Origin of the sequence: Pelagibacterium luteolum (assembly GCF_900100665.1) — a bacterium.
Lineage (GTDB): Bacteria > Pseudomonadota > Alphaproteobacteria > Rhizobiales > Devosiaceae > Pelagibacterium > Pelagibacterium luteolum.
This window is the reverse complement of sequence record NZ_FNCS01000019.1, coordinates 22,259-48,541: the sequence shown is the minus strand read 5'-3', so window position 1 is coordinate 48,541 and position 26,283 is coordinate 22,259. Positions and strand designations below refer to the sequence as shown.

The window sequence follows — 26,283 nt, the reverse complement described above, 5'->3', positions numbered from 1 at the left end:
ACATCGTTTTTGCCGGCGTTGTGACAAAATTGTTTCTAAACAAGAAATCTCAATCTTGAAACGGGTCCTGCACTAAAATCGTGTCTTCCCGTTCAGGACTGGTGGACAAAAGCGCCACAGTTGCCCCAATCAGCTCTTCGACGCGACGCACATATTTGATCGCTTGAGCGGGAAGCTCGGCCCAACTGCGCGCGCCGGCAGTGGTCTCTTTCCAGCCTTCGAGCGTTTCATAGATTGGCTTGACTCGACTTTGTGCCCCCATTGAGGCAGGCAGATGGTCGATGCGCTCGCCATCGAGCTCATAACCGACGCAAACCTTGATCTCATCGAGCCCATCGAGCACGTCGAGTTTGGTCAACGCGATCCCATGGATTCCCGAGGTGCGGACCGTCTGCTTGACGATCACCGCGTCGAACCACCCACACCGACGCTTGCGCCCGGTGACGGTGCCAAATTCATGGCCGCGCTCGCCCAGGAATTGCCCGGTTTCGTTATCCTGCTCGGTCGGGAACGGCCCTTCGCCCACCCGCGTCGTATACGCCTTGGTGATCCCTAGCACGTAATCGACAGCCGTCGGCCCCAGCCCTGAACCCGGCGCGGCCTGCCCGGCCACCGTATTGGATGAGGTGACGAACGGATAAGTCCCATGGTCGTTGTCGAGCAACGCGCCCTGCGCGCCCTCGAACAAGATGCGCTCCCCGCGCTTGCGGCGTTCGTCGAGCAGTTCCCACACCCGATCCATGAACGGCAGGATCTGGTCGGCCACCGCCATCAGCTCATCGTGAATGACCTGCGCCTCGACCTCGGCAGCACCCATCCCGCGCCTCAACGCATTGTGATGCGTCAACAGCCGCTCGATCTTGTCCATAAGCGTCTCAGGCTCGCCCAGGTCGCACACGCGGATGGCGCGCCGACCAACCTTGTCCTCATAAGCCGGCCCAATGCCGCGACGGGTCGTTCCGATCTTGAGCCCTGAATTGGAATCCTCGCGCAGCGCGTCGAGTTCGCGGTGCAGCGACAGGATCAGTGGCGCGTTCTCCGCAATCCGCAACACGTCCGGGGTCACCGAAATCCCCTGCGCCGCGATCTTGGCGATCTCGGCGACGAAATGGTGCGGATCGACGACCACGCCATTGCCGATCACCGAAAACTTGCCCCGCACCAGCCCTGAAGGCAGCAGCGAGAGCTTGTAGCTCACCCCATCGATGACCAGCGTGTGACCGGCATTGTGACCGCCCTGATAGCGCACCACCACATCCGCGCGCTCCGAGAGCCAGTCGACAATCTTGCCCTTGCCCTCGTCGCCCCATTGCGAGCCGACCACAACCACATTCGCCATTTGTGCCAATCGTCCTTTGATTTTTCGTCCGAGATGTCCGCGCACTGCCCGTGCCAAGTCGGTAACGCGATGACAGATTTCGCATTCAAGTGAAGACGAAACGCTGATAAGTCCGGGTTCTATAAAGCACAAGGCCCGATATGACAAAGTCCAACCACCCCACCGGGTCCAGCCACTCACTCTTCGCCACGATCGCGAACCAACCCTATCTCCTGCTTGTGCTCTCCGCGCTGTTCTGGGGCGGCAATATCATTGCCGGAAAACTGGCCATAGGCGAGTTGGCACCCCTCGAGCTTTCCGCCATGCGCTGGCTCGTCGCCTTCCTCGTCATCGCCCCCTTCGCCTGGTCCGCGGTGCGCGCCGAGTGGGCCGAAATCCGGCGCGGCATCTTCTGGCTGGCGTTTTATGGCGTCGTAGGCTTTGTCAGCTTCAACGTGCTGCTTTACGCCGCAACGACCTACACCGCTGCGGTCAACGTTGCCATGATTCAGGCCGCGATCCCCGTCCTGGTCATGGTCGGCAATTTCGCGATCTTCCGCGTTCGCGCCTCGGCGCTCCACATCGTGGGCGTGACCCTCACCATCTATGGCGTCATCCACGTCGCGACCCACGGCGCCCCGCTCCGCCTCGTCGGGCTCGACGTCAATCTCGGCGACGCTCTGATGCTGTTGGCCGGCGCGCTTTATGCCCTTCATTCCCTGATGCTGCGCTACAAGCCCAAGATCGGCTGGATGAGCTTTATCGCCGTCACCAGCTTTTTCGCCGCCGTTTCGGCCTGCCTCTATCAGGCGATGTTTTCGACCGGTCCCGCTGCGCTCGTCGCCGATGTCGCGGCCATGAGCTGGCGCGGCTGGGGCGTCGTTCTCTATGTCGCCCTTCTGCCCTCGATCGTTGCTCAGATGACCTACGCGCGCGGCGTCGAATTGATCGGCCCCAATCGCGGCAGCCTGTTCATCAACCTGATCCCCGTGTTCGGCGCTCTATTGGCCGTCGGCCTCCTCGGAGAATCGCTCGAACCCTTCCACATGATCGCCGCGCTGTTCATCATCGCCGGCATCGCGATTGCGGAATATGCCGGCCGCCGCCATCTCAAGGATGTGCTGAAACCGCAATAAACAAGGCCGGCATCGCTGCCGGCCCCTTTTGAATTTTCAGGCGCTCGTCTCAGACGTTGAAATCAAGCCGCTTGGCTTGCTTCACGCCTTCGAGGCCCGCGATCTGGCCCAATTCCCCGGCCGTCAAATCGCTATCGATCGACACAAGCGCGATCGCATCCTTGCCCTGCTCCACACGCCCCAGATTGAAGTTGGCGATATTGATCCCCAACATGCCCATCAGAGTGCCCAGACGACCGATAAAGCCGGGCTTGTCCTCATTGGTGATGTAAAGCATGTGCGAGGTGAGCTCGGCTTCAAGCGCGATGCCCTTCACTTCCACGATACGCGGTGCCTTCGAGCCATACACAGTGCCCGCAACGCTGCGTTCCTGCCGCTCGGTAACGACCGTCAGGCGGATGAGATTGTCATACGCCCCGACCTGCTCGCGCGTCGTCGTCTCGACGGCAATGCCGCGATCCTTGGCCAGTGCCGGTGCGGACACCATGTTCACATCGCCCAGCAACGGCGTCAGAACACCGTTGAGCACCGCAGCCACCATCGGCTTGGTATTGAGCGCCGCAACGTCCCCTTCGAACTCGATCCTGATGCCGCTGATCGCCGTTTCGGTCAGTTGACCCGCGAACGAACCAAGATGCTCCGCCAGCTTGACGAACGGCGTCAGCCGTGGCGCTTCTTCAGCCGAAATCGACGGGAAGTTAAGTGCATTGGTGATCTCGCCCGTCATCAGGTAGGCCGAGATTTGCTCGGCAACCTGCAGCGCAACATTTTCCTGAGCTTCGGTCGTCGATGCACCCAGATGCGGCGTGCAGATGACGTTTGGCACGCCGAACAGCGGGTTCTCCTTGGCCGGCTCTTCGAGGAACACGTCGAGCGCCGCCCCCGCAACCTTGCCGCTCTCCAGCGCATCTTTCAGCGCCGCTTCGTCGATCAGCCCACCACGCGCGCAGTTCACGATCCGCACACCGTCTTTCATCTTGGCAAAGGCGTCTGCGTTGATGATGTTACGCGTCGCATCGATCAGCGGCGTGTGCAGCGTAATGAAATCGGCGCGCGCCAGCAGCTCGTCCAGCTCGACCTTTTCCACCCCGATGTCGACGGCACGTTCCGGCGTCAGGAATGGGTCGTAAGCCACGACCTTCATCTTGAGCCCCTGCGCGCGGTCGGCCACGATCGAACCGATATTGCCCGCCCCGATCAGGCCCAGCGTCTTGGATGTGACTTCGACACCCATGAAGCGGTTCTTTTCCCACTTGGACGCGCGCGTCGAGGCATCGGCCTCCGGGATTTGCCGCGCCAGCGCCAGCATCAGCGAAATGGCGTGTTCTGCCGTAGTGATCGAATTGCCGAATGGGGTGTTCATGACGATCACGCCCTTGGCGGTCGCTGCCGGAATGTCGACATTGTCGACCCCGATCCCTGCGCGCCCGATCACCTTGAGATTGTTGGCCGAAGCCAAAATCTTTTCCGTCACCTTGGTCGCCGAGCGAATGGCCAGCCCGTCATACTGCCCGATGATTTCGGCCAGCTTGTCCTTGTCCTTGCCAACATCGGGAAGATAATCGACCTCGACCCCATTGCTCTTGAAAATCTCGATCGCCGCCGGGCTGATCTTGTCCGAAACGAGTACCTTGGGCATAGCGCCCTCCTGAAAGTGAATGGTCTAAAGTGCCGGCCCCGGGGCCCGTTTCCCTTCTCCCCTTGCGGGAGAAGGTGGGCCGGCGAAGCCGGGTTGGATGAGGGGTGCGCAGCGCCCGATCAGGACGCCAACGCCGCCTTCTTTTCCTGGGCAAACGCCCAGTCGAGCCATGGTGTCAGCTTTTCAAGATCGGCCGTTTCAACCGTCGATCCGCACCAGATGCGAAAGCCCGTGGGCGCATCGCGATAACCGCCGATGTCATAGGCAACGGCTTCCTTGTCGAGACGCGAAACCACAGCCTTGGCCAGCTTCGCCTGAACGTCGTCCGGCAAAGCCGTGACGTCCGGGTCGACGATCTTCAAACACACCGAAGTGTTGGACCGCACAGCGGGATCGGTGGCAAGGAAATCGACCCAGGCGGTCTTTTCCACCCAGTCCGAAATCGCCTTGGCATTGGCATCGGCACGCGCCTGCAGCGCCTTGAGGCCACCGACCTTCTGCCCCCATTCCATAGCATCGACGGCGTCTTCGACGCAGATCATCGAGACCGTGTTGATGGTAGCGCCTTCAAAGACGTCGGCCATAAGCTTGCCGCCCTTGGTCAGCCGGAAAATTTTCGGCATTGGACGGTTGGCGGGAGTAAAGGTTTCCAGCCGTTCGACGGCGCGCGGTGAAAGGATCAGGATACCATGGGCGGCTTCACCGCCCAGCGCCTTCTGCCAGGAAAACGTCACCACATCGAGCTTGGAGAAATCGAGGTTCTGCGCAAACGCAGCCGAGGTCGCGTCGCAAATCGTCAGCCCTTCGCGGTCGGAAGGGATCCAGTCGCCATTGGGCACCCGCACGCCCGACGTCGTGCCGTTCCAGGTGAATACCACGTCGCGGGAAAAATCGACCTGATCGAGATCGGGCAGTTCGCCATATTCGGCCTTGAGCACCCGCACATCGTCGAGCTTCAACTGCTTTTGCACGTCGGTGACCCAGCCCGCGCCAAACGATTCCCAGGTCAGCATATCGACGCCACGCGCGCCAAGCATGCCCCACAGCGCCATCTCGACGGCGCCCGTGTCCGATGCCGGCACGATGCCGATCAGGTAATCGTCTGGAACTTCGAGCAATTCACGCGTCAGATCGATCGCGCGCTGAATGCGGGCCTTGGCCGGCTTGGCCCGATGGGACCGCCCCACCAGCGCACCCGAAAGCGCTTCGATCGTCCACCCGGGACGCTTCGCACAAGGACCTGACGAAAAATTGGGATTGGCCGGACGCACGTCCGGAAGGGCGGCGTTGGCCGCTGAAATATCTGTCATGTTGCTCCATCCTTACAGATGGGTCGTCCCTCGTTGGGGAGGGATGGCCCGCAGCCCGTATAGGGGAGGATGGGGGCAGTTGGCAAGGGTGAGTTTTAGGGAGTTCAAATAGGTTGCGAACCTAGCGCCCCACTGACCTTCGCGCTTGTAGTCCTAATTCACCGTCCTCCAGGTTCCGCGTCTCTGTGCCCCTGTGCCCCCGACCACCCTCGCCAGCGAAAAACTTATCCCCGCGCGCCAAACCGCATCCATACTGCTCTCACGAACCCGCGTTGATGGACGCAAGCGCAACGAACGTTTGGGCGGGTTTGGTTCGGGTTCCTTGCGGGTCGCCGCAGGGAAGGCCTAAACGTCACAAGTGCCGGTCGTCGCCCCCATACGACGGCTTACCGGGGAAACCCGGCGGGGATTGACCCCAGCCTTCTGAAGGGCGAGTAAGCCAAAAATCCCGAGCGCCTGGGGCGATGATCGCTTCATATAAAACAAATACAGTGCGGAGCGCTCATCGCCCCATGCCGTCTTTGAAATTGCAGCGACCCGATGGTAGCGCCAGCGGGCACATCCGCATGCCTATGGGAATGAACCCAAGGAGCGAACCGGGCGATCAGGCGCCGTGAAATTCTTCAGCAGCAAAAGCGATCTTGAGAACAACGCCCTGCTCTCCGGGTTCGAACACGAGATCGCACTGCAACTCCGCGCAGATCACCCGCGCAATCTGCATGCCCAGCCCGCCCGAGCGGGTGTCGGCATTTTCGCCAAGCCCCACCCCGTCGTCGCGGCAGGTCACATGGACCAGCCCGTCGGCGCCTCGGGTGATGGCGATCGAAACCGAACCGCCCTTCCCGTCCGGAAAAGCGTGCTTGTAGGAATTGGTCACAAATTCGTTGATCAGCGTGCCGACCGCCACCGCCTGTCGCGAGCCCACCGTAACGGGGACCACCGCCACGTCGAGCGTCACGTTCTCCGGCGCACCGGTCAGAAGATGATCGCAAAGGCTCGCCACATACCGGTCCAGCGCCACGGTCGGCCCGGCGTCGGCGAGATAGAGCTGTTCGTGCAGCGTCGCCACCGCCGAGATCCGGTTGCCGGTTGCTGCCAGCGCGTCCCGCGTATCATCGGACTTCGCCCCGCGCGCCTGCAGCCGGACATAGGCCGAAAGCGATTGCAGCGAGTTTTTGACCCGGTGATCGACTTCCTGGCGCAGCAATGTCGTCGCCCTGAGCGCCTTGCGCATCTCGAGCTGCGCCATCACCTGACGCGCCAGAACCCGCAGCGTGTCCCGCTGCAACGGCGTCAGCGATTTGGGCTCGTAGTCCAGCACGCACAGCGTTCCGAGCGGCAACCCGTCCTGAGTCAACAGCTGCGCTCCGGCATAAAACCGCAATCCGGGCTCTCCGGTACACAGCGGATTATCCTGCATGCGTGGATCGGCCAGCGTATCGTGGATTTCCACGAACCTGCTCTCGAGAATGGCATGCGAGCAGATCGAAGTGGCCAGCGGCGTTTCCCGTACGCCCAGCCCGGTCTCGGCCTTGAACCATTGCCGGTCCACGTCGATCAGGTTCACCACCGAAATCGCGGTGCCGCAGATGGCCGAGGCGAGTTCGACGATGTCGTCAAAATCCTTCTCGCGATCCGTGTCCAGAACCTCGTAGGAGTACAGCGCCTGGAGCCGTTCCGCCTGCAAGGGGTGTGGTCTGGCTTGCATGCAAGCTCCGTACTAAAGTTTTTCGGTGCCCCCGAGCGCGAGCTATATCGGGTTTATGCTCTTTCGGATAGTCACCCCCTCAGTGCCGCAGGCCCGGCGCCTCCTGGCCGGTGCTCTCGACATATTCCCGATACCCGCCGCCAAATGTCCGCACACCCTCTGGCGAAACCTCGAGGACCCGATTGGACAATTCGGCCAGAAAGTGCCGGTCGTGCGAAACGAACAGCATCGTGCCCTCATAGTTCGACAAGGCTTCGATCAGCATCTGCTTGGTGGCGATGTCGAGGTGGTTGGTGGGCTCGTCGAGCACAAGGAAATTGGGGGGATCAAACAGCATCATGGCCATCACAAGCCGCGCCTTTTCCCCGCCCGACAGCACGCGGCACTTCTTCTCCACATCGTCGCCGGAAAAACCGAACGCCCCGGCCAGCGCCCGCAACGGCGCCTGCCCCGACTGCGGAAACTCCTGCTGCAACATGTCGAAGATCGACAGATCGCCATCGAGAACATCCATGGCGTGCTGGGCGAAATATCCCATCTTGACGCTCGGGCCGCGTCTGACCGACCCCTGGTCGGGTTCGGCCGTTCCCGTCACCAGCTTGAGCAGCGTCGACTTGCCGGCCCCGTTCACCCCCATGATCGCCCAGCGCTCCTTGCGCCGAACGTGGAAATCGAGCCCGTCATAGATCGTCTTTTCGCCATAGCGCTTGGAGACGTCCTTGAGCACTGCAACGTCCTCGCCCGAGCGCGGCGCCGGACGGAACTCAAACACCACCCTTTGCTGACGCTTAGGCGGCTCGACGCGATCGATCTTGTCGAGCTTTTTCACCCGGCTTTGCACCTGCGCCGCGTGACTGGCCCGCGCTTTGAAGCGCTCGATGAACTGGATTTCCTTGGCGAGCATCGCCTGCTGCCGCTCGAACTGAGCCTGCTGGTTCTTGTCGGCAATAGCCCGCTGATCCTGATAGAATTCGTAATCGCCCGTATAAGAGGTGAGCGTCCCCGCATCGATCTCGATGATCTTGTTGACCACCCGGTTCATGAACGAGCGATCATGCGAGGTCATCAACAAGGCGCCGGAGAAATTCTTCAAAAACTCCTCGAGCCAGATCAGGCTTTCGATATCGAGATGGTTGGACGGTTCGTCGAGCAGCAGCACATCGGGCCGCGCCAGAAGAATGCGGGCAAGCGCCACGCGCATTTTCCACCCGCCAGACAACGCGCCGACCTCGCCGTCCATCATGGCCTGGGAAAACCCGAGCCCGTCGAGAACCTCGCGGGCCCGTCCGTCGAGCGCGTAACCGTCCAGCTCCTCGAACTGCTCGGTCACCTCGCCATAACGCGCAATGATCGCGTCCATGTCGTCGGCACTATCCGGATCGCCCATATCGGCCTCAAGCTGCCGCATCTCCGAGACGAGAGCAGCAACCGGCCCGGCACCATCCATCACTTCGGCCACCGCCGAGCGTCCGCCCATCTCGCCGACATCCTGGGAGAAATACCCGATCGTCGTTCCACGATCGACCGACACCTGCCCCTCATCGGGCGCTTCTTCGCCGGTGATCATGCGAAACAGCGTCGTCTTGCCCGCCCCGTTCGGGCCGACAAGCCCGATCTTTTCCCCCTTTTGCAACGCAGCGGAGGCTTCGATGAAAACGATCTGCTTGCCGTTTTGCTTGCCGATATTTTCGAGACGGATCATGGAGGGCACCTTCAAAGACAAGGCCGCCCCAACCGGAGCGGCCATTCTGAGCGCCGTAAATCACTTCACGGCGACACTTGCAAGACGGTGCGACTATTCGGCGTAGATCATCTTGCGCGTCATGCCGCCGTCAACAGTCAAAACCTGTCCGGTAACGAACCCCGCATCAGCCAGATACAAAACCGCCTGTGCAATATCCTCGGGCCGCCCCACGCGACCCACCGGGTGCTGCGCGTGATCTTTCTCCCGCAACGCGGTGTCCTCCGTGATCCATCCCGGAGCAATCGCGTTAACGCGAATGTCTGGCCCGAGCGAAATGGCCAGAGAATGTGTTAGCGCCACGAGCCCACCCTTGGACGCTGCATAAGCCTCGGTATTTGGCTCCGACATGAAGGCCCGCGTCGAAGCCATATTGATGATCGAAGAGCCCGTCCCCATCAACCTTACCGCAGTCCGCGTCACCAAAAATGCACCGGTCAAATGGCTGTCGATGACCTTCCGCCAGTCCGAAAGCGACAATTCGGCAATCGGACTATTATCAGGTCCCGCGATACCAGAATTATTGACCAGCAGATCGAGGCGATCCCACCCCAGCGCATCGAACGCAGCTGCGACCGAGGCCTCGCTGCCGACATCACAAATGATCGAGGTGCCGATTTCGGACGACTTGAGATCGAACGCGGCGATCTCCCAACCCTCCTCATTCAGCCTCTTGCATATGCCGGTTCCGATAAGCCCCGCACCGCCGGTAACGATCGCCCGCCTTGCCATACCACTGTCTCCATTGCTGTTCCGCTGCACAAACCCAGCTGCAGGACCAAAGGTTGCCGCCTAAAGCGCCTTGGTACGATAGAGCGCAATGCGGATGCCATTGTTGTCGACGGTACGCCCAGGCTTTTCGAACGGCAGACCGGTCGCTCGGGCAAGCGAGGGATCAGCCGTGATCAATCCCACACGCCAGCCGCTAAATCGACTTTGCAGCACCTGTCCGAGCGCTCCATAAACTGGGTAGAGCTTTTTTCGGTCCCCGATGCGCAGCCCATACGGCGGGTTGACTATCACCAGCCCAGTCGGGCTATCGGGCCGCTCAAGCGCTTCGACCGGCTTTTGGGAAAACTGCGTCCGTTCACTTATCCCCGCACGCTCGGCATTGGCTATGCTCATCGCAATGGCGCCGGCATCCCTGTCACTGCCATAGAAGGTGAGGTCGGTTGATGATGGCTTATATTGGGACCGCAGATTATCCCACCTTGTCGGATCGAAACCTGCCAACTTTTCGAACGCAAAATGACGCGCCCGCCCGGCGGGGAGACCCACTGCAATTTCGGCAGCTTCAATGACAAAAGTTCCAGACCCGCACATGGGATCAACGACCGGTTCCTGCCCCTCATATCCACATTGGCGCAAAAACAACGCCGCGAGCGTCTCACGCATGGGCGCTTTGTTGACGGCCTGCTTGTGCCCGCGCTTGTGCAGGCCCTCGCCCGAGGTATCGACGCTGACTGTGCATTCATCATTATCGATCCGCACCAGGACGCGGACGATTGCGTCCGATGAGACAGGCGCGCCCAGTTCCTCGGCGATCGCGGTTTCAACGCGCTGAGCGGCGGCACCCGAATGATAAATCTTGGACTTGCGGCAGGTGGCTTCGACCCGGACAGGCACGTCGGCGCGCAGGATAGCGCTCCAGTCGAGACCGCGCGCCTTCTTATCCAGTTGCGCAAGATGGGTCACGCGGAAGTGCGCAAAGCGCACGAGCACCCGACCGGCGCCGCGCATCTGCAGATTGGCCCTCCAGACGTCATGCCATGTGCCGTTGAAGGCGACGCCACCCGGTTCGATCCGTGCGCTCGTAAAGCCGACGGATTGCGCCTCCGCCAACAGCGGCACCTCGAGCCCCGGCATAGCGACAAGGAAGATTTCAAATGTCTCTGGCATGTTCATCGCGCCTCATTAGACCGAAGGCGTCTCATGGGCGAGGGTTTTGTGATGCCTCTCGCCTGCGATGCCGGTCGAACGGTCGGGCCATGATCCATTCGACAGGTCCGCGCCGGAGATACCGCCTCCAGGCAATGGCAAAACCGATACCCAATACTGCCAGCATCATCGCCGATGGGGCAGCATGGCGAACATCGGAAAACCGCAGACGGTCCTCCAGGAAATGAAGCGCGACCAGATGGGCGATATAATATGTCAGCGCCACCTGCCCTAGAGCTGCCAGAGGCCAGATCGCCGATGGCCAACGCCGCCCGATCGCCAGCCCGATGCCCACGAGAGCCGTTGCCGAGCCGATACTCGAAATCAACCAAAGCGGCATCTGGCTATGGCCATCGGCAATCAGCAAATTTCGCCAGTCGGTACTGTCATCGGGTCGCCCGTATTGACCAAGCGCCAACCAGGAAATGGCTTCCGCCGATATCGCTACGACGATGCCGCTCGCAATCAAAATCCATTGCACGGACGCATATGTCAGCTTTTGGCGACCAATCCACATGCCCCATATGACAATCGCGCCCCAGACAAGGACTGGATACGGCCCTGTCAGGACCAGCCCGGCGAGGACATCTCCCAAGCCATCGCCCCATCCGACGGTTTCCCGCTCGACGACATCACTCAAAAGGCGGCGAAGGACGAAGTACGCAATCGGTCCGACAAGCGCGGTGGCGATGCCCAATCCAAACAGCAGCGAAGGGGATGCCGGGATCAAAAGAAGCGCCAGAAGATAGAACGCTGTGTAATGCTGCAGGATAACCGCGACGCCATGGTCGAGACTTTGAAGCCCCAGCCCGATCAACAAGAACAGCGCGGCAATCCAGAACAGCCGGAGCCGCGCGTCCCAGCGGCGCTCGTCCGTTCGAGACAACAGCGCGGCACCAATCCCGGCCACAAGTACAAAGAGCACCGAGGCCCGTCCGTGCGGGAAACCATATATTGCACCGCCCAGACCTTCGGCGCTGTTGGGTCCGACATGGACCATTGTCATGCCGATGACCGAAAGCCCGCGTGCGGCGTCGACACCCATCAGCCGGCCGGAAAAGGAGCGATAATTGTCGGCTATATCAGTTGTCAATTCGGCACATCATTTACCACAAACGAAAGGGGCGCTCCGTTAGGAACGCCCCGAAAACATAAAATTCGGTCTGGCTTACATACCCGGCGTAGTGGTGGTCGTCGGATCAGCCGGAGTTGTTGTCGCCGCAGGATCAGCCGGCGGAACGGTACCATCGCCTGGAGGGGCGTCGCACGCTGCAACCGCGAGCATCAAGGGCAAGGCGAGAAGGGCAAGAAACTTACGCATTTCAGTTCTCCTTTGTCTTCCGTGGTTAAAATGATCAGAACCGGTTTGGGTTCCCTATTCGGCCAGCAAAGTGTCAACTTCATCCTGTATTTGTTCAGCCAAAGCGGGATCTGCCTGTGCTGCGGTCAGCACGGCGTTGTATTCGTCAACGGACAAACCATCGATTCCTTCAACGGCTGCAACCATTTGCTGCTGCGCCTCAAATTGAAGGCTGGTCAAATCTTCATCGGTCTCGGCTGTTTGCATTTGCTGCTCGAACGCCATGCCGATTTCCATAACTTCTACATACGCGACTGCGAACGCACCGATCTGGGCATCGCTGAAATCAGTTGCTGGAGCGACCATTGCCGGCTGCTCAGGCGCGGCCGTCGTACCCGCATCTTGCGCAATGGCCGGTCCGAAGCTTGCTGCCAGAAGCGCCACGCCGGAAAGCGTCGCCGCGAGGTTGATGCGAAGGGTCATATCTGGTCCTTTTCCGTTCGTTACGGAACGCCTCTCAGAGACGAACACTCACTTACCGGTCGCCTGCGGCCACCGGCCGGAGAACCATCGCGAGTCAGGATGACGAAAATGTGATATGTGAATTTCCCTTTAGTAATCAAAAACTTGCATCTAGAACCCTGGGCGCATCCGATCTCACGGAGGCAAAAATAGGCGACAAGGCGGCACTTTCGCCCCGTGCGTGGCCATCTCCTGTCCCTCGCTCTATAAGTGAGCTCAATCCTCGATTCCCCAATGGTAAGTCCAGACATGAGCTTGGCCGCATCCCGATCGCCCACATGGGTACAGCCGGTTTTTTCCGGGCTCCTCGCGTCGGTCGTCGGTTTTGCCAGTTCCTTTGCCATTGTGTTGCAGGGCTTTGACGCAGTAGGGGCCACGCCCGATCAGGCCGCCTCGGGTCTCTTTGCGCTGACATTGGGCATGGGCCTTCTGGGCATCGTTCTCAGTCTGGTCTGGAAAATGCCCATCGCCATCGCCTGGTCCACACCGGGCGCAGCGCTGTTGATCGCCACGGGCACCGTAGAAGGCGGATTTTCCGCCGCTGTCGGTGCCTTTATGGTCGCTGCAATGCTGACGGTGCTGGCGGGCCTCTGGCGGCCATTCGGACGGGCTGTGGCCTCGATTCCCATGCCACTCGCCGCGGCAATGCTGGCAGGAATCCTGTTTAACCTCTGCCTTGCGCCTGTTCAGGCGGTGGCTGAGATGCCGATGCTGGCGCTGCCCGTCGTCATCGTCTGGGCGCTGACACTGAAATTCGCGCGCATCTGGGCAGTGCCCGCCGCAGTCCTTGTAACGGTGATTGTAATAGCGCTCTCCACCGACTTGCCCTCTGGACTTCTGACCGCATCCCCTACACCTATCCTAGTCATGCCGTCCCTGACCTTCGACGCCATAATCGGCATCGCCATACCGCTCTTTGTGGTCACCATGGCATCTCAGAATATTCCGGGCCTCGCCGTTCTGAATACCAACGGCTATCGACCGGCGGTTGGCCCCATCTTTATCTCGACTGGCCTCGTGAGCGGCATCGGCGCTGCGATCGGCGGGCAGATGATCAACCTCGCCGCAATCACCGCGGCACTCTGCGCAGGCCCCGATGCCCATCCCGACCCAGCCAAACGCTACATCGCGGCAGTTGCCGGCGGAGCCTTTTACGTCGTTCTTGCACTCGGCGCTGGCCTGGCTGCAGCCCTTGTCACCGCAGCACCACCGTTGTTGATCCAGACGGTCGCGGGGCTCGCCCTGGTGGGCAGCCTTGCCTCGGCCCTCATCGGCGCGCTCGAAGGCGAGCGCTTGCGGCTGCCGGCCATACTCACCTTCATCACCGCAGCTTCGGGCCTGACCCTTTTCGGCATCGGCGCCGCCTTCTGGGGACTTTTGGTCGGTGGAGCCATGATGCTTGTACTCGACGGCGCCCAAACGAAAACGGGCGGCCCCAAGGACCGCCCAGATGAAAGCATGAAAGACCGGTGACCTTAGAACCGATACCGGACCGTAGCGCGGATTTCATGGATCAGCGTGTCGTCGATCGCGTACGGAGGAGTCGAGTTATCGTTTTCGATGCTGTTGATGTAGAGGGCACGGTAGCCAAGGTCGGCAACGACCGCGCCGAAATCATAGCCCACACCAGCCATACCGGCTGCAGCAAAGCTGGTATTGGAGCCCCACTCGCCTGGCCCCACATTGTCTGTCACCCGAGATTCGTTGAACGCCACACCGGCACCTGCACCGACGTAACCGAACGTGCCACCCGCTGCTGTGAGACCGTCACCGCCAAGGCCGAAATCATAGTAAACGTTAGCCAACGCGATGGTCGAACGCAGTTCCAGTGAGCGGTCGCCGAGACCGTCGGGCACATCCGCCGTCATGTCATTGTTGAGGAGATAATCAACGGTCGCATCAAAGCGAAGGCCGGTGCCTGTTTCGTAACCAGCGCCGATACCGGCGCTATATCCCCAGCCACCTTCGGTGATCTCGAAAATCTCGCCCGTCTCAGGATGCCGTGCCTCACGGCCCCAGGCATAATTTCCCGCCGCACTGCCGCGCAGGTAGAACGAGCCCATCAGCCCTTCGTCAACGGGCGGCACGTAGTCTTTAAAGACCGGATAGTCGAATGTTACGGGGTCTGCAGCAAATGCCGCAGTCGAAAAGATTGCCGCAGTTGCAAAGGCAATCGGAGCCACCAGCTTATTCATGAGCGCTTTCCCTAAGCGAGACAAATCACGTGATTTCAATCAACCTTAGAGTGACTTTGTTAAAGCGCGATTAACCGTAATTTTTAACCTGTGCTTACGCTACTTTGCCAATGGCACTCGCAATTTCACTGACCACTTGGGAGACGAGCTTGGCGTCGTCGCCCTCGCCCATGACACGAATCACCGGCTCGGTTCCCGATTCGCGGATAATCAGACGCCCGCTTTTCCCAAGCCGGATTTCCGCTTCGGCGATCAAATCCTTCACCGATTTGTCCTCCAAAGGCTTGCCGCTGCGGTAGCGGATGTTCTGGAGCAATTGCGGCACGGGTTCGAAGCGGTGGCACACTTCGGAGACCGGCTTGCCCTCCTGCTTGACCACAGCCAGAAGCTGAAGCGCCGCGACGAGGCCGTCGCCAGTTGTGGTGAAATCGGAGAGAATGATGTGCCCGGACTGTTCACCGCCGACATTGTAGCCCTTGCCGCGCATGGCTTCGAGAACATAGCGGTCGCCCACGCTGGTGCGCTCGAGCAGCAGCCCCTGCCCTTCGAGATAGCGCTGCAGCCCGAGATTGGACATGACCGTTGCAACGATACCGCCGCCCACCAGTTGCCCGCGCTGGTGCCAGGACGAACCGATGACGGCCATCAACTGGTCCCCATCGACCTCATTGCCCTTTTCATCGACGATCAGCACGCGATCGGCATCGCCATCGAGCGCAATGCCGATGTCGGCGCGCAGATCCTTGACCTTCTGGATCAACGCACCCGGCGCGGTCGACCCGCAATTGTCGTTGATGTTGTAGCCATCGGGCGTAACGCCAATGGAAATGACTTCGGCGCCCAGTTCCCAGAGGACTTCCGGCGCGGTCTTGTAGGCAGCGCCATTGGCGCAATCGACGACGACACGCAGGCCGGTAAAGTCAATATCGCGCGGCAGGGTGCGCTTCGCATATTCAACGTAACGCACGCGCGCCTCTTCGACGCGACGGGCGCGTCCGATGTGGGTGCCGCGCGCCAAGCGCTCGGTGAGATCGGAATCGATCAGCTTTTCGATCTCGGCTTCAAAGCCGTCCGATAGCTTGTATCCGTCGGGGCGAAAGAGCTTGATGCCATTGTCCTCGAACGGATTGTGCGATGCGGAAATCATTACGCCCACGTCAGCGCGCATGGAGCGTGTCAGCATGGCGACAGCCGGGGTCGGCATTGGGCCAAGCAGCAGGACATCCATGCCCACGGCGGTAAATCCGGCTGTTAGCGCGTTCTCGATCATATAGCCCGAGCGCCGCGTGTCCTTGCCGATCACGACCCGGTGCGCGTAATCGCCGCGCTTGAAGGCAAGGCCGGTGGCCATGCCGACGCGCAATGCAAGGTCGGGGGTCAGCTTTGCGCCATTCGCAAGCCCGCGGATACCGTCGGTGCCGAAGTATTTCCGTGCCATGATAGGATGAATCCCGTTTGCCCAAAGCAGCCCAGTTATATACCGCCACAGTGGTGAAGAAAAAGGCAGAGTTGAGTCTGCGGTAAATGCCTCGCCTTACCCGAGGCTTTTGAGCAACAAGAAGCGGTAGGTGTTGACCCTCTCGAACGCCTCGGGCGAGCGATAATCGGCCTTGAGACGCTCGACGATGTTTTGGCGCTCCTTTTTCGGGACGAAAATCTTGTAGAGCCAGGAGCCGATGCGAAAAAGGATCGGGCGCTTTGCAGAAAGCAGCGCGGTGACCTGTTCCACGGTCGGGGCTACGAACCCGCGATAGACCTGCTGGTCGACAGCCATGGTCTGGGCCGCCGCTTTGGTCACGTCATGGCTTTCCACAAGTTCGAACCCATGACGTTCGATGGCGGTCAGAAATTCAGTATAGCGATGCCCGCCACCGGGCTGGCGTCCACCCTCATAGCCTTCTGAGCGGAAACAGTCGGCGATGACGACATGTCCACCCGGCACGAGAAGCGCTTTGAGCTTTTCAAGACTGACGTCGAGTTTGACGTATTGGAAGCTCTCGGAGAACATGCAGATATCGAAGGGGCCCGTGCCGGAAAACGTCTCGAACTTTGTTTCATGCACCTTGGCGTTGGGCCCTAGTTTTTCGGCGGCGACTTCGGCCTGCAAATGGCTAGGCGTGATCATTTCGACACTATAACCCTTGTCGAGCAGCACCTTGGCCATTTCGCCGGTGCCCCCGCCAATGTCGAGCAAGCGGCCCGGGGCGGGTGGGATGAGCGAGAGGAGCTTGTCGACATAGCGCTCCTGGGCCATCCGCAATTGCGGGATATTGGGCCGCTCGCCGGGCTCCCAGAGCCCGTAGTGGAGCCATGGGCTGTCGGCGAAGGTCTTGGCCACATAGACGTAAAGGTCGAGGCCTTCGGTTTTGGTGTCGATCTTTGCCACTATTGATGTGTCTCCGTTTGACCTCTCGGTAAACAAGCACATCGGCAAAAACAAGATTGCTTACGGCTGGCGTCAGAATTCGCTCCAATCCTGGGCGATTGCCGTATTGCCTCGGGATGCAAATCGCACGCGCGGGCGCATATCCTTTTGCGTCTCGGCCTCGGTTCCAGCAAGCTTGAACACAGCGACGATGCCGTCGAGTTCGATGGCCTGGCTCTCAGTCTGTTCGACGGCGGCATTTGTCTGTTCGACGAGAGCCGCATTGTGCTGGGTCATTTCGTCAAGCTGACGCACGGCGACATTGATTTCTTCGATGGCCGACGACTGTTCGGCACTTGCCTTGGCGATGGCTGCGACCAGCGACGAGCTTTTCTGCGCCGAGTTGAGGATGGCATTGAGGCGATCTGCCGCCTGTTCGACCAACCGCGTGCCGCCGTTGACCTCATTGGCGCTGGCTTCGATCAACGTCTTGATCTCCGCCGACGCGTCGGCAGCCGACTGCGCCAGGCGCCGCACCTCGATGGCAACAACGGCAAACCCCTTGCCGGCCTCGCCCGCCCGCGCCGCTTCTACCGATGCGTTCAGAGCCAGAAGATTGGTCTGGAACGCGATGTCATCGATCATCCCAATGATGTTGGAAATTCTGGCTGAAGACGCGGAGATGCGCTGCATGGCCGCGCTGGCTTTCGCCATCACCTCGCCACCCTCTGTAGCCGAGTGCGACAGGGCGCCTGTGTTTTCCGCCGCCGTCCGGGCATCGTTGGCGCTAGCGATAACCGCACCGGCCAATTGCTCCATTGTGGCCGAGGTTTCCTCGCTCGTTGCCGCCTGACGCGTCGTGCGTTCCGAGAGATCGTTGGCACCGGTCAGCAATTCGCTGGTCGCGGTCTTTACGGTGCGTGATGTGTCTTTCAGGCGCGAGACGATCCCTGAGAACGTGTCGAGTGTCTTATTGTAAGCGCTCCGCAGCGTCTCGTACTGGCCGGAAAATTGCTGCTCGATGCGGCCCGACAAATCGCCCTGCGCCATGCGTTCGAGGCTCATGCTCATGAGATCGATGACGGCTTCGGCGCGCTTGCGTTCGGTGATATCGGTCGCGAACTTGATGATCTTGATCGGTTTTCCCGTGGGGTCGAGAACCGGGTTGTAGCTCGCCTGGATCCAGATTTCAGCGCCGCCCTTACCCCGGCGCTCGAATTCGCCGGCGACAAATTCGCCACTCCGCAGCCGTTGCCAGAAATTGGCGTAGTCGGCAGTTTTGACGAGTATTGGATCGCAGAACATGCCGTGATGGCGGCCTTTTATCTCCGCGAGTGCATAGCCGACGGTGGACAGGAAATTCTCATTGGCGGTGAGCACAGTGCCGTCGAGCGTGAATTCGATCACCGCCTGAACCCGGTGGATCGCCGCGATCTGCGCGACATGATCGGCGGCACGGCGCTTTTGCTCGGTTATATCGGATGCGAATTTGATGACTTTGACTGGGTTGCCAGCCTTGTCGAGCACGGGATTGTAGCTCGCCTGAATCCACACCTCGCGCCCGCCCTTGGCGAACCGACGAAATTCTCCGGCCTGATACAGCCCCTGCCCCAACCCCTGCCAAAACGCTGCGTAGTCGCCGCTGCGGCCATAGTCGGGTTCGACGAACATTCTGTGGTGTTGCCCGCGGATTTCCTCGAGGCCGTAGCCGAGCGCGGACAGGAAATTGTCGTTGGCATCGATGATCGTGCCATCGAGATTAAATTCGATCACCGCTTGCGAGCGGTTGATGGCATCGAGTTTGGTTGCGGCGTCGTCGCCGGTCTTGCGACCAAATTTCGTGAACATATTCAGGCCCTCAGTTCACCCGCAGGATGGTCTTTCGACCTTGGCGCTGCCAAGCCATGACACCATCCTCGGTTAAATGGCGGTTTAGGAATCCAGTAGGTTTATTCCCCTAGCCCAGACGCGCTTGTACTGCCGACGGCGATATCGCCTCGGATTAAGCGGTAGTCGAAGACGGCATGGGGCGATGAGCGCTCCGCGGTTTATTTAGTAGTATGAAGCGATCATCGCCCCAGGCGCTCGGGATTTTTGGCTTACTCGCCCTTCAGAAGGCTGGGGTTTGGCCCTCCGACCATAGGTCTCCGGGCGTTTGGGCGCTGCCAAAGGTCCACCGGACCTTCGGCTTTGGCCACGGCCAAACCGCTTCAAACTCGCCGCCGGGTTTCCCCGGTAAGCCGTCGTATGGGTACCGACGACCGGCACTTGTGACGTTTAGGCCTTCCCTGCAGCGACCCACAAGGAACCCGAACCAAACCCGCCCAAACGTTCGTTGCGCTTGCGTCCATATGCGCGGGTTCGTTCGGGGAGTATGGGGGCGGTTGAGAGGGCGGGGATAAGTTATTTCGTGAGCGAGGGTGGTCGAGGAAACTCAGGCGGAGAGGCAAGCACTCAACACGCCAATAAAAAGGGCCGCTCAGAGAGCGGCCCTTTAAATCATGTCCCCGGCTGGGGCTCGAGGCCGGCGTCGGGTTCGCCCGCATCGCCGCTCTTTTTCTTATGGGCCTTCCCGGCTTTCGGGACGCCGGTGGATTTGGGCGTGTTGTCGTTGTCGAGATCGCGGACAGGCTGTTTGCCCTCCATCAACCCGCGCAATTCGTCGCCGGTGAGGGTTTCGAACTCAAGCAGCGCCTGAGCCAGCGTCTCGAACTGGTCGATATTGCCGCGGATCATTTCTCGGGCAGCGGTTTCGCCATCCTCGATCAGCTTGCGCACTTCCTGATCGATGATGCGGGCCGTGTCGTCCGACATGTGCTGGCTCTGCGTTACCGAATGACCAAGGAACACTTCCTGGTCATTGGACTTGTAGCGCACACGACCAAGCTTTTCGCTCATGCCCCATTCCATGATCATGGAGCGGGCGAGGCTCGTGGCCATCTGGATATCGCCGGACGCGCCTGACGTGACCTTTTCGGGACCGAATTTGTAGATTTCGGCCTCGCGTCCGCCAAACAGCATGGCGAGACGGGCAACTGCCTTTTCGCGGCTGAACGAATAGCTGTCCTTTTCCGGCAGGGTCATCACCATGCCCAGCGCACGACCGCGCGGGATGATGGTAGCCTTGTGGATCGGATCGAGCTTGCCTGTGAGTTTCAAATTGATCAGCGCGTGACCGGCTTCGTGGTAGGCGGTCAGTGCCTTGTCCTCGTCCGTCATCGCCATGGTGCGACGCTCGGCACCCATGAGGATCTTGTCCTTGGCGTCCTCGAACTCGGCGTGGGTCACGAACCGTTTGTTGCGGCGCGCGGCCAGAAGCGCAGATTCGTTGACGAGGTTCATGAGGTCCGCACCCGAAAAACCGGGCGTGCCACGTGCGAGAACCTTGAGATCGACGTCCGGAGCCAAAGGCACCTTGCGAACGTGAACCTTGAGGATGCGTTCGCGACCGGCAACGTCGGGATTTGGCACGACGACCTGACGATCGAAACGGCCCGGACGCAGAAGCGCGGGATCGAGAACATCGGGACGGTTGGTGGCCGCAATCAGGATGATGCCTTCGTTGGCTTCAAAGCCGTCCATCTCGACCAGGAGCTGGTTCAGCGTCTGCTCGCGCTCGTCGTTACCGCCGCCAAGACCGGCGCCACGCTGGCGACCGACGGCGTCGATTTCGTCGATGAAGATGATGCAGGGTGCGTTCTTCTTGGCCTGTTCGAACATGTCGCGGACGCGGCTGGCACCCACACCGACGAACATCTCAACGAAATCCGAACCCGAAATGGTAAAGAACGGCACATTGGCTTCACCGGCCACCGAACGGGCCAGCAAGGTCTTACCCGTGCCCGGAGGGCCAACGAGCAGCACGCCGCGCGGAATGCGTCCGCCCAAGCGCTGGAACTTGCCAGGGTCCTTGAGGAACTCGACGATTTCCTCGAGATCCTGCTTGGCCTCTTCGACGCCAGCGACGTCTTCGAACGTCACCTTGGTCGAGGATTCGGTGAGCATCTTGGCGCGCGATTTGCCAAAGCCCATGGCGCCGCCGCGACCGCCGCCCTGCATCTGGCGGATAAAGAAGAACCAGATGGCGATGAGGACGATAAACGGCAGCCAGCTCGAGAGCAGCACCGACCAGAAGGGCGAGCCTTCCGGCGCGCGGGCCGTGATCGCCACGCCTTGCGCTTCAAGCCGCTCGACGACATTGGCGCCCTCGGGAATCGTCACCTCGAAGCGTGTGCCTTCGTTGGTGCGGCCCTGCACCACGTTCTCGATGATGGTCACTTCAGCGACGCGGCCACTGTCGACGTCGGAGATGAACTGGCTATAGGTGCGCTCTGCGGTCGACACCGTGCGGCTCGAAGACTGGAAAACCTGGAACAGCCCCAAGAGCATGAAGAGGATCACCAGCCAGATGGCCAAGTTGCGAAAATTTCCGTTCATCAATCCTGTCCTGTCGGGCCGTTTCGCCCGTGTGTTGCGCACCGGACGCGCCGGCGGTCCGGCATGATGATGCCGAGAGATTGTGGCCGAATGTAAGGCCGTCGCCCAGGCGATACAAGGGCGCGAGACGGCTCAGGTGGCCGATTGCCGCAGTTTCAGCGCCGATCGGTTAACGGGCGCACGTGAATGGCGATATCGTCGCCTTTTACCCAAGCGCCGATAGCGACGACGCGGCCATCCTCGGCGGTGACGATCGGGCACGCGGCGAGGGCGGCGACAGGCACATCGAGCGCGTCTCCGGCCCACGCTTTAAACCGCTCGCGCGTCCAGCCCTGGCCGGGCGAAACCATAAGGCCAGGACGGGCAGACATTATGGTGAAGCGATTATCGAAGATGATCTCACGCCCCGCAATCAGCGCCTGTTGCAACACTGGCATGCGGCCGATCTCGCGATAGACAAGCAGACCATCGTCACGGGGATGGACGACGGCGCCCGATAACGTTTCGGGCGTCGCGCGGTCGGACAGCAGGGCGTCGTACAATCGCTCGACCTGACCGAGCGCGGCGCAAGGCTGGCCAGAAACCGTCTCGATGGCGCGGGTCAGCGCCCTGATGGCGAGTTCGGGCTGGGCGTCGGCAAACGGGGTGCGGGACAGATGGACGACCCCGAGACGATCGATTCGTGCGTGTTGCGAAAGAAAACCGTCAGTGGCGCTATCGGCAAGAGCGTCCATGCGTCGGAGCCGGCTGGCGAACTGAGCGAGGCGCGCATCGGTAAGTCCGAGGGCTGCAAGCCCCGGCAGGGCCTGCCGCCAGCGGGTGCGTTCATAGGTGGGATCGGCGTTGGATGGATCATTGGCCGGCATAAGCCCGGCACGCGCGACGATGGCCGCGAGGGTTTCGGGCGCAACCTCAAGCAGCGGCCGAACGATCGAAACGCCCATCACCTCGGCCCGCACGGTCATGCTGCCAAGACCGGAAATTCCGCTCCCATGGGCTAAGCGCATGAGGACCGTCTCGGCCTGGTCACGCTGGTGATGCGCTGTGAGGAGCACGGTGGCCCCGTCGGCGGTCATTGCTTCCCCGAGGAGGCGGTAGCGAGCGGTCCGGGCGGCCTCCTGCTTGCCGGAGCTGGGCTTTTCACCCGTCCAACGCAGGCACCGAGCCTCGAGGCCGAGTTGGTCGGCCAACGAGACGACCATCGCTGCCTCGGCCGCGGCCTCGGGTCGCAGGGCGTGGTCGAGGGTATAAACGATCGCTCTGGGGCGCTCGGCCCAGCCAGCCACCAGCAGCATGAGCGCAAGTGAATCGGCCCCGCCGGAAACGGCGAGGCCGATGGTCTTCTCATCTGCGATCGAAGCGAACAGCCTTGCCGGATCGAGCCCGGAAAGGGGATCGCCCGGATCGGTCAGCACCCTGCCCGCGCCTGCTCTTCCGTGACGCGGTCCCGGAAGGCCTGCGTGGAGTCCGCATAGCGACGCAGCACTTCGCCATAGGTCCGGCACGCCGTATCGAACTCGCCGGCGCCGTGCAGAGCGATGCCCAGATTGAGCAGGAGATCGGGCGCACGCGCCGAAGTCGGGTAACGCTCGAACCCGCTCAGCAACACCTCTGCCGCCTGCCCATGCGCGCCGCGCTGGATGAGGGTTTCGCCCAGCCAATAGGTCGCATCGGGCGCCTGTTGATGGTCGGGAAATTCCTCGATGAACTGGCGGAACTGGTTTTCCGCGAATGCGTAGTCGCCCGACACCACAGCTTCATAGCCGGCCTGGTATTGTGCGTTGGCGTTGCCGTCATTGAGCGGGGTCGCATTCGGATCGAACGTCAGATCCAGCGGTGCGGATGGTGGGGTCGATCCCAGCTCGCCCGCCGGCGCGCCGAGAATGACCCCATCCCGACCGAAGACGTCGCTGGCATAGAGATCGTCTTCGCTACCCAACTGCTCCGGCCCTTCGATAAGGTCCGAATCGCCAACGAGCGGATCGATGACGGTGGCAGGGCTGCTCTGGGGCACGGTTTGCGAGGTTGTGTCCTGCGGCGACACCCCGGCAGGCGTATCGCCGCCGGATTGGGTCACCGCATCAGTTTCCCCCAGATCACCGCCTTCGAGCTGCTGGAAGCGGAATTCATTGTCTTCCTGCTGGCGTTCGAGCAGGCTCTGGAGCTGGGTAAGCTGGAACTGCAGGCCTTCGATCTGCCCCGAATTCACGCGCACCTGTTCTTCCAAGGCATCAAGACGCACCTGCAAGGTCGCAAGGTCATTGCCCTGCCCCTGCCCTGCGACGGTCATTGCAACCGTCAGCAATCCGGCGGTCGCAACGACAGCGGCACCCTGCCGCCAGCGCGCCGCCATTGAACTCAACACATTCACGGCAATCTCCTTACTGTTGGCTCCTCTCTTACGCGAGCCAACGCACAACCGTCTTTCAAAGATGCGCGATTAAAGCAGGATTTTGGCAAAAAAGAAGCGCCGGGACCATATACGCGGTCCCGACGCTATGCCTCCAGATGGCAATTTCGGTCTGTGACGGCTTAGTTTGTCAGGACTGTGACAGCGCGACGATTCTGGCTCCAGCAGGAGATATCGTTACAGATCGCGACAGGTCGTTCCTTGCCGTAGGACACAGTGGACAGCCGGCTTTGCGGGATGCCCAGGGAAACGAGATAGTTGACGACCGCCGTGGCGCGACGGGCGCCGAGGGCGATGTTGTACTCGCGGGTGCCGCGTTCGTCGGCATGGCCTTCGATCACGATGCGGTACTGGGAATACTGCTGCAGCCACTGGCTCTGCTTTTGCAGCGTAGCCTGCGCGTCGGAAGTGAGTGTCGAGGAGTCGGTTTCGAAGAACACGCGGTCGCCGACCGACACCAGGAATTCCTGCTGGCTGCCGGGCGCGCCGCCGCCACCCATACCATCGGGGCCCGCTCCGATATTGCCGACACCGGTGGTCGGCGTGCGGGCACAAGCGGCCAGAACAATAAGCATCGCCACCATGAGGAGGCCTTTGCCGAAACGAAGAAGGGGCATGGTCGAACCCATGGTGAAGCTCCAAAATAGGAAAAAACGTAGTGAACGGTTTTACAGCGCGTTATCTTAATGCCGCGTATGCGATGATGGTTAATCAGTGCCTAATCGGGCGCAAATGCGGCGTATGGGCAGCAAAAAGGCGCCCCATTCGGGACGCCTGAGAGTGTTGCGCAAAAGCGATACTTTAGGAGAGCAATGGGCCCCATGCGGGGTCGGACGCAAAGCCCTGCGTTCCGATGCGGCGCTCGTTACGACCCCAGATGTCGATCGAATAGAGCGACGGACCCTCGTTTCCGCCCGGATCGCGGAAATACATGAGCACACGGCCATTTGGCGCCCAGGTCGGGCCTTCCGCGTGGTAGGAGCTGGCTAGAATGCGTTCGCCCGATCCGTCCGGCGCCATGATGCCGATCTGGAACTCGCCACCCGACTGGCGGGTAAAGGCGATGAGGTCGCCCTTGGGCGACCAGACCGGTGTGGAGTACGAGCCGTCGCCATAAGAGATGCGTTCCGCCCCGCCGCCGCCCGATGCCATCACGTAAATTTGTGGACGGCCGCCGCGATCGGATTCGAAAACAAGCCGCGAACCATCGGCGGAATAGGACGGCGACGTATCGATGGCCGAACCCGTCGTGATCTGCTGCGGCTGTCCGCCAGCGGTATCCATAGCGTAGATATTGGTCGTTGCGCCGGTGGTCACCGAGAAGGCGATGCGGCGCCCGTCAGGCGAAAAGCGCGGTGCAAAGCTCATCTGGCCGAAGCGCCCGAGCGACTGGGTCTGGCCATTGGCAAGATTGAGTACGTAAATGCCCGAGGACTGCGGACCGTCGAACACCATGTATGCGCACAACTGGCCGTTCGGCGACAGGCGCGGCGTGATGGCCGGCAACTGACCATCGGTCAGATACTGAACATTGGCGCCATCCTGGTCCATGATGGCCAGCCGCTTGACGCGATTGGCGCGCGGGCCGCTTTCGGCCACGAACACGACGCGGGAATCGAAATATCCCGTCTCGCCGGTCAAACCGGTATAGACGGCATCGGATGCCATATGCGCGATGCGGCGCCAGGCGCTGGCATCGGTGCCGTAGGATTTGCCGGTGACCTGCTGGCCCGCCGACGTATCCCAGAGCCGCAGGCTCGACTGGATTTGACCCGAACGATTGACGTCCGCCATCACCACGGCGTCTGCACCGGTGGTGCGCCAGGCGTCAAAGGCCGGCGTAGCGTTGGGATCGCCGACCTGTTGCGGATATCCGGCAGGATCGATCAAACGGAACAGGCCCGAGCCGGTCAAATTGTTGCGCACGACCTGCGCCACTTCTGCACCGAAGGCGGGGTCGCCGGACGAGAAATTGGGCACGGCGATAGGCATCGGCGTAAAATTGCCGCCCGTCACGGTAATCCGCAACTGGGCTAATGCCGGGCCCGCGGCCAGCATTGCCGCTCCGGACAGTCCCATCTTGAGCGCGGCTCTGCGGGTCAAAACGTTCATACGCTGGTCTCTCCTTGGTGTACGGCGCTGCTAACGCCGGCCTGCGATCGGGGACTTAAACCCCAAGAGGCAAATTTCAGTTGCGCCACTTAACCTCAAATCATGTCCGAATATCGGTGCGTGGCGATTTTGCAGTCAGACTATGGCTTTTC

21 protein-coding genes are annotated in these 26,283 nt (G+C 60.8%); 2 read left to right on the top strand and 19 right to left on the bottom strand.

Going from position 1 to position 26,283, the window contains the following annotated elements; all coding sequences use genetic code 11:
- Nucleotides 1-49: 49 nt before the first annotated feature.
- Entirely contained in the window at nt 50-1,339 is a 1,290-nt protein-coding gene (locus BLR31_RS18385) for an adenylosuccinate synthase (RefSeq protein WP_090598829.1), read from the bottom strand.
- A 140-nt stretch (nt 1,340-1,479) separates the two neighbouring features.
- On the opposite strand from BLR31_RS18385, the gene BLR31_RS18380 reads away from it, so the two are divergent.
- Complete coding sequence (locus BLR31_RS18380) at nt 1,480-2,454, top strand: DMT family transporter (RefSeq protein WP_090598827.1); 975 nt, start codon at nt 1,480-1,482, stop codon at nt 2,452-2,454.
- A 49-nt stretch (nt 2,455-2,503) separates the two neighbouring features.
- On the opposite strand, the gene serA is transcribed toward BLR31_RS18380, so the two are convergent.
- From serA to BLR31_RS18340, 9 genes are all read right to left on the bottom strand, one after another.
- Nucleotides 2,504-4,093 carry a phosphoglycerate dehydrogenase gene (gene serA / locus BLR31_RS18375; RefSeq protein WP_090598824.1) on the bottom strand — a complete coding sequence of 530 codons (1,590 nt, stop codon included), beginning with the start codon at nt 4,091-4,093 and terminating at the stop codon, nt 2,504-2,506.
- A gap of 119 nt (nt 4,094-4,212) precedes the next feature.
- Nucleotides 4,213-5,403, bottom strand: coding sequence for a phosphoserine transaminase (locus BLR31_RS18370; protein WP_090598820.1), 1,191 nt, complete (start codon nt 5,401-5,403; stop codon nt 4,213-4,215).
- Between the two features lie 604 nt (nt 5,404-6,007).
- A complete protein-coding gene (locus BLR31_RS18365; protein ID WP_090598817.1) occupies nt 6,008-7,111 on the bottom strand; it encodes a sensor histidine kinase in 1,104 nt (367 codons plus the stop codon).
- Between the two features lie 79 nt (nt 7,112-7,190).
- The gene (locus BLR31_RS18360) at nt 7,191-8,813 is read right to left on the bottom strand and encodes an ABC-F family ATP-binding cassette domain-containing protein (RefSeq protein WP_090598863.1); all 1,623 of its coding nucleotides are present in this window, start codon (nt 8,811-8,813) and stop codon (nt 7,191-7,193) included.
- A 93-nt stretch (nt 8,814-8,906) separates the two neighbouring features.
- Entirely contained in the window at nt 8,907-9,584 is a 678-nt protein-coding gene (locus BLR31_RS18355) for an SDR family oxidoreductase (protein ID WP_090598814.1), read from the bottom strand.
- 60 nt (nt 9,585-9,644) lie between these two features.
- The gene (locus tag BLR31_RS18350; protein ID WP_210183952.1) at nt 9,645-10,751 is read right to left on the bottom strand and encodes a THUMP domain-containing class I SAM-dependent RNA methyltransferase; all 1,107 of its coding nucleotides are present in this window, start codon (nt 10,749-10,751) and stop codon (nt 9,645-9,647) included.
- A 31-nt stretch (nt 10,752-10,782) separates the two neighbouring features.
- A complete protein-coding gene (locus BLR31_RS18345; protein WP_090598806.1) occupies nt 10,783-11,883 on the bottom strand; it encodes a DUF418 domain-containing protein in 1,101 nt (366 codons plus the stop codon).
- Between the two features lie 75 nt (nt 11,884-11,958).
- The gene (locus tag BLR31_RS21805) at nt 11,959-12,111 is read right to left on the bottom strand and encodes a hypothetical protein (RefSeq protein WP_176762755.1); all 153 of its coding nucleotides are present in this window, start codon (nt 12,109-12,111) and stop codon (nt 11,959-11,961) included.
- Between the two features lie 54 nt (nt 12,112-12,165).
- Nucleotides 12,166-12,573 (bottom strand): DUF4168 domain-containing protein, encoded by a 408-nt coding sequence (locus BLR31_RS18340; protein ID WP_090598802.1) that lies wholly within the window; start codon nt 12,571-12,573, stop codon nt 12,166-12,168.
- A 288-nt stretch (nt 12,574-12,861) separates the two neighbouring features.
- Here BLR31_RS18340 and BLR31_RS18335 point away from each other — a divergent pair, with 288 nt between their 5' ends.
- A complete protein-coding gene (locus BLR31_RS18335; protein ID WP_090598799.1) occupies nt 12,862-14,085 on the top strand; it encodes a benzoate/H(+) symporter BenE family transporter in 1,224 nt (407 codons plus the stop codon).
- A 2-nt stretch (nt 14,086-14,087) separates the two neighbouring features.
- Here BLR31_RS18335 and BLR31_RS18330 read toward each other — a convergent pair whose 3' ends face one another.
- The 9 genes from BLR31_RS18330 to tolB all read right to left on the bottom strand — a co-directional run bounded on the left by BLR31_RS18330 (nt 14,088) and on the right by tolB (nt 26,131).
- On the bottom strand, nt 14,088-14,807 hold the full coding sequence (locus BLR31_RS18330; protein ID WP_090598795.1) for an outer membrane protein: 720 nt from the start codon (nt 14,805-14,807) through the stop codon (nt 14,088-14,090).
- 94 nt (nt 14,808-14,901) lie between these two features.
- On the bottom strand, nt 14,902-16,245 hold the full coding sequence (gene glmM, locus BLR31_RS18325; RefSeq protein WP_090598792.1) for a phosphoglucosamine mutase: 1,344 nt from the start codon (nt 16,243-16,245) through the stop codon (nt 14,902-14,904).
- 96 nt (nt 16,246-16,341) lie between these two features.
- Complete coding sequence (locus tag BLR31_RS18320) at nt 16,342-17,193, bottom strand: class I SAM-dependent methyltransferase (RefSeq protein WP_176762754.1); 852 nt, start codon at nt 17,191-17,193, stop codon at nt 16,342-16,344.
- Between the two features lie 72 nt (nt 17,194-17,265).
- Nucleotides 17,266-19,020 (bottom strand): methyl-accepting chemotaxis protein, encoded by a 1,755-nt coding sequence (locus tag BLR31_RS18315; RefSeq protein WP_090598784.1) that lies wholly within the window; start codon nt 19,018-19,020, stop codon nt 17,266-17,268.
- 651 nt (nt 19,021-19,671) lie between these two features.
- Complete coding sequence (ftsH, locus tag BLR31_RS18310) at nt 19,672-21,609, bottom strand: ATP-dependent zinc metalloprotease FtsH (RefSeq protein WP_090598859.1); 1,938 nt, start codon at nt 21,607-21,609, stop codon at nt 19,672-19,674.
- Nucleotides 21,610-21,764: 155 nt separating this feature from the next.
- Nucleotides 21,765-23,024, bottom strand: a complete 1,260-nt coding sequence (tilS, locus tag BLR31_RS18305) for a tRNA lysidine(34) synthetase TilS (RefSeq protein ID WP_090598780.1) — start codon at nt 23,022-23,024, stop codon at nt 21,765-21,767.
- Entirely contained in the window at nt 23,018-23,980 is a 963-nt protein-coding gene (ybgF, locus tag BLR31_RS18300) for a tol-pal system protein YbgF (protein ID WP_143009432.1), read from the bottom strand. The genes tilS and ybgF overlap by 7 nt, the downstream gene beginning before the upstream one ends.
- 161 nt (nt 23,981-24,141) lie before the next feature.
- Complete coding sequence (pal, locus tag BLR31_RS18295; RefSeq protein ID WP_244505135.1) at nt 24,142-24,636, bottom strand: peptidoglycan-associated lipoprotein Pal; 495 nt, start codon at nt 24,634-24,636, stop codon at nt 24,142-24,144.
- Between the two features lie 184 nt (nt 24,637-24,820).
- Nucleotides 24,821-26,131, bottom strand: a complete 1,311-nt coding sequence (gene tolB, locus BLR31_RS18290; protein WP_090598769.1) for a Tol-Pal system beta propeller repeat protein TolB — start codon at nt 26,129-26,131, stop codon at nt 24,821-24,823.
- Nucleotides 26,132-26,283: the final 152 nt, after the last annotated feature.

Excerpts from the sequence above, each read along its gene's own strand:
- BLR31_RS18385 (WP_090598829.1), bottom strand. The coding sequence starts at position 1,339 with ATGGCGAATGTGGTTGTGGTCGGCTCGCAATGGGGCGACGAGGGCAAG.
- BLR31_RS18380 (WP_090598827.1), top strand. The coding sequence starts at position 1,480 with ATGACAAAGTCCAACCACCCCACCGGGTCCAGCCACTCACTCTTCGCC.
- serA (WP_090598824.1), bottom strand. The coding sequence starts at position 4,093 with ATGCCCAAGGTACTCGTTTCGGACAAGATCAGCCCGGCGGCGATCGAG.
- BLR31_RS18370 (WP_090598820.1), bottom strand. The coding sequence starts at position 5,403 with ATGACAGATATTTCAGCGGCCAACGCCGCCCTTCCGGACGTGCGTCCG.
- BLR31_RS18365 (WP_090598817.1), bottom strand. The coding sequence starts at position 7,111 with ATGCAAGCCAGACCACACCCCTTGCAGGCGGAACGGCTCCAGGCGCTG.
- BLR31_RS18360 (WP_090598863.1), bottom strand. The coding sequence starts at position 8,813 with ATGATCCGTCTCGAAAATATCGGCAAGCAAAACGGCAAGCAGATCGTT.
- BLR31_RS18355 (WP_090598814.1), bottom strand. The coding sequence starts at position 9,584 with ATGGCAAGGCGGGCGATCGTTACCGGCGGTGCGGGGCTTATCGGAACC.
- BLR31_RS18350 (WP_210183952.1), bottom strand. The coding sequence starts at position 10,751 with ATGCCAGAGACATTTGAAATCTTCCTTGTCGCTATGCCGGGGCTCGAG.
- BLR31_RS21805 (WP_176762755.1), bottom strand. The coding sequence starts at position 12,111 with ATGCGTAAGTTTCTTGCCCTTCTCGCCTTGCCCTTGATGCTCGCGGTT.
- BLR31_RS18340 (WP_090598802.1), bottom strand. The coding sequence starts at position 12,573 with ATGACCCTTCGCATCAACCTCGCGGCGACGCTTTCCGGCGTGGCGCTT.
- BLR31_RS18335 (WP_090598799.1), top strand. The coding sequence starts at position 12,862 with ATGAGCTTGGCCGCATCCCGATCGCCCACATGGGTACAGCCGGTTTTT.
- BLR31_RS18330 (WP_090598795.1), bottom strand. The coding sequence starts at position 14,807 with ATGAATAAGCTGGTGGCTCCGATTGCCTTTGCAACTGCGGCAATCTTT.
- glmM (WP_090598792.1), bottom strand. The coding sequence starts at position 16,245 with ATGGCACGGAAATACTTCGGCACCGACGGTATCCGCGGGCTTGCGAAT.
- BLR31_RS18315 (WP_090598784.1), bottom strand. The coding sequence starts at position 19,020 with ATGTTCACGAAATTTGGTCGCAAGACCGGCGACGACGCCGCAACCAAA.
- ftsH (WP_090598859.1), bottom strand. The coding sequence starts at position 21,609 with ATGAACGGAAATTTTCGCAACTTGGCCATCTGGCTGGTGATCCTCTTC.
- pal (WP_244505135.1), bottom strand. The coding sequence starts at position 24,636 with ATGCCCCTTCTTCGTTTCGGCAAAGGCCTCCTCATGGTGGCGATGCTT.
- tolB (WP_090598769.1), bottom strand. The coding sequence starts at position 26,131 with ATGAACGTTTTGACCCGCAGAGCCGCGCTCAAGATGGGACTGTCCGGA.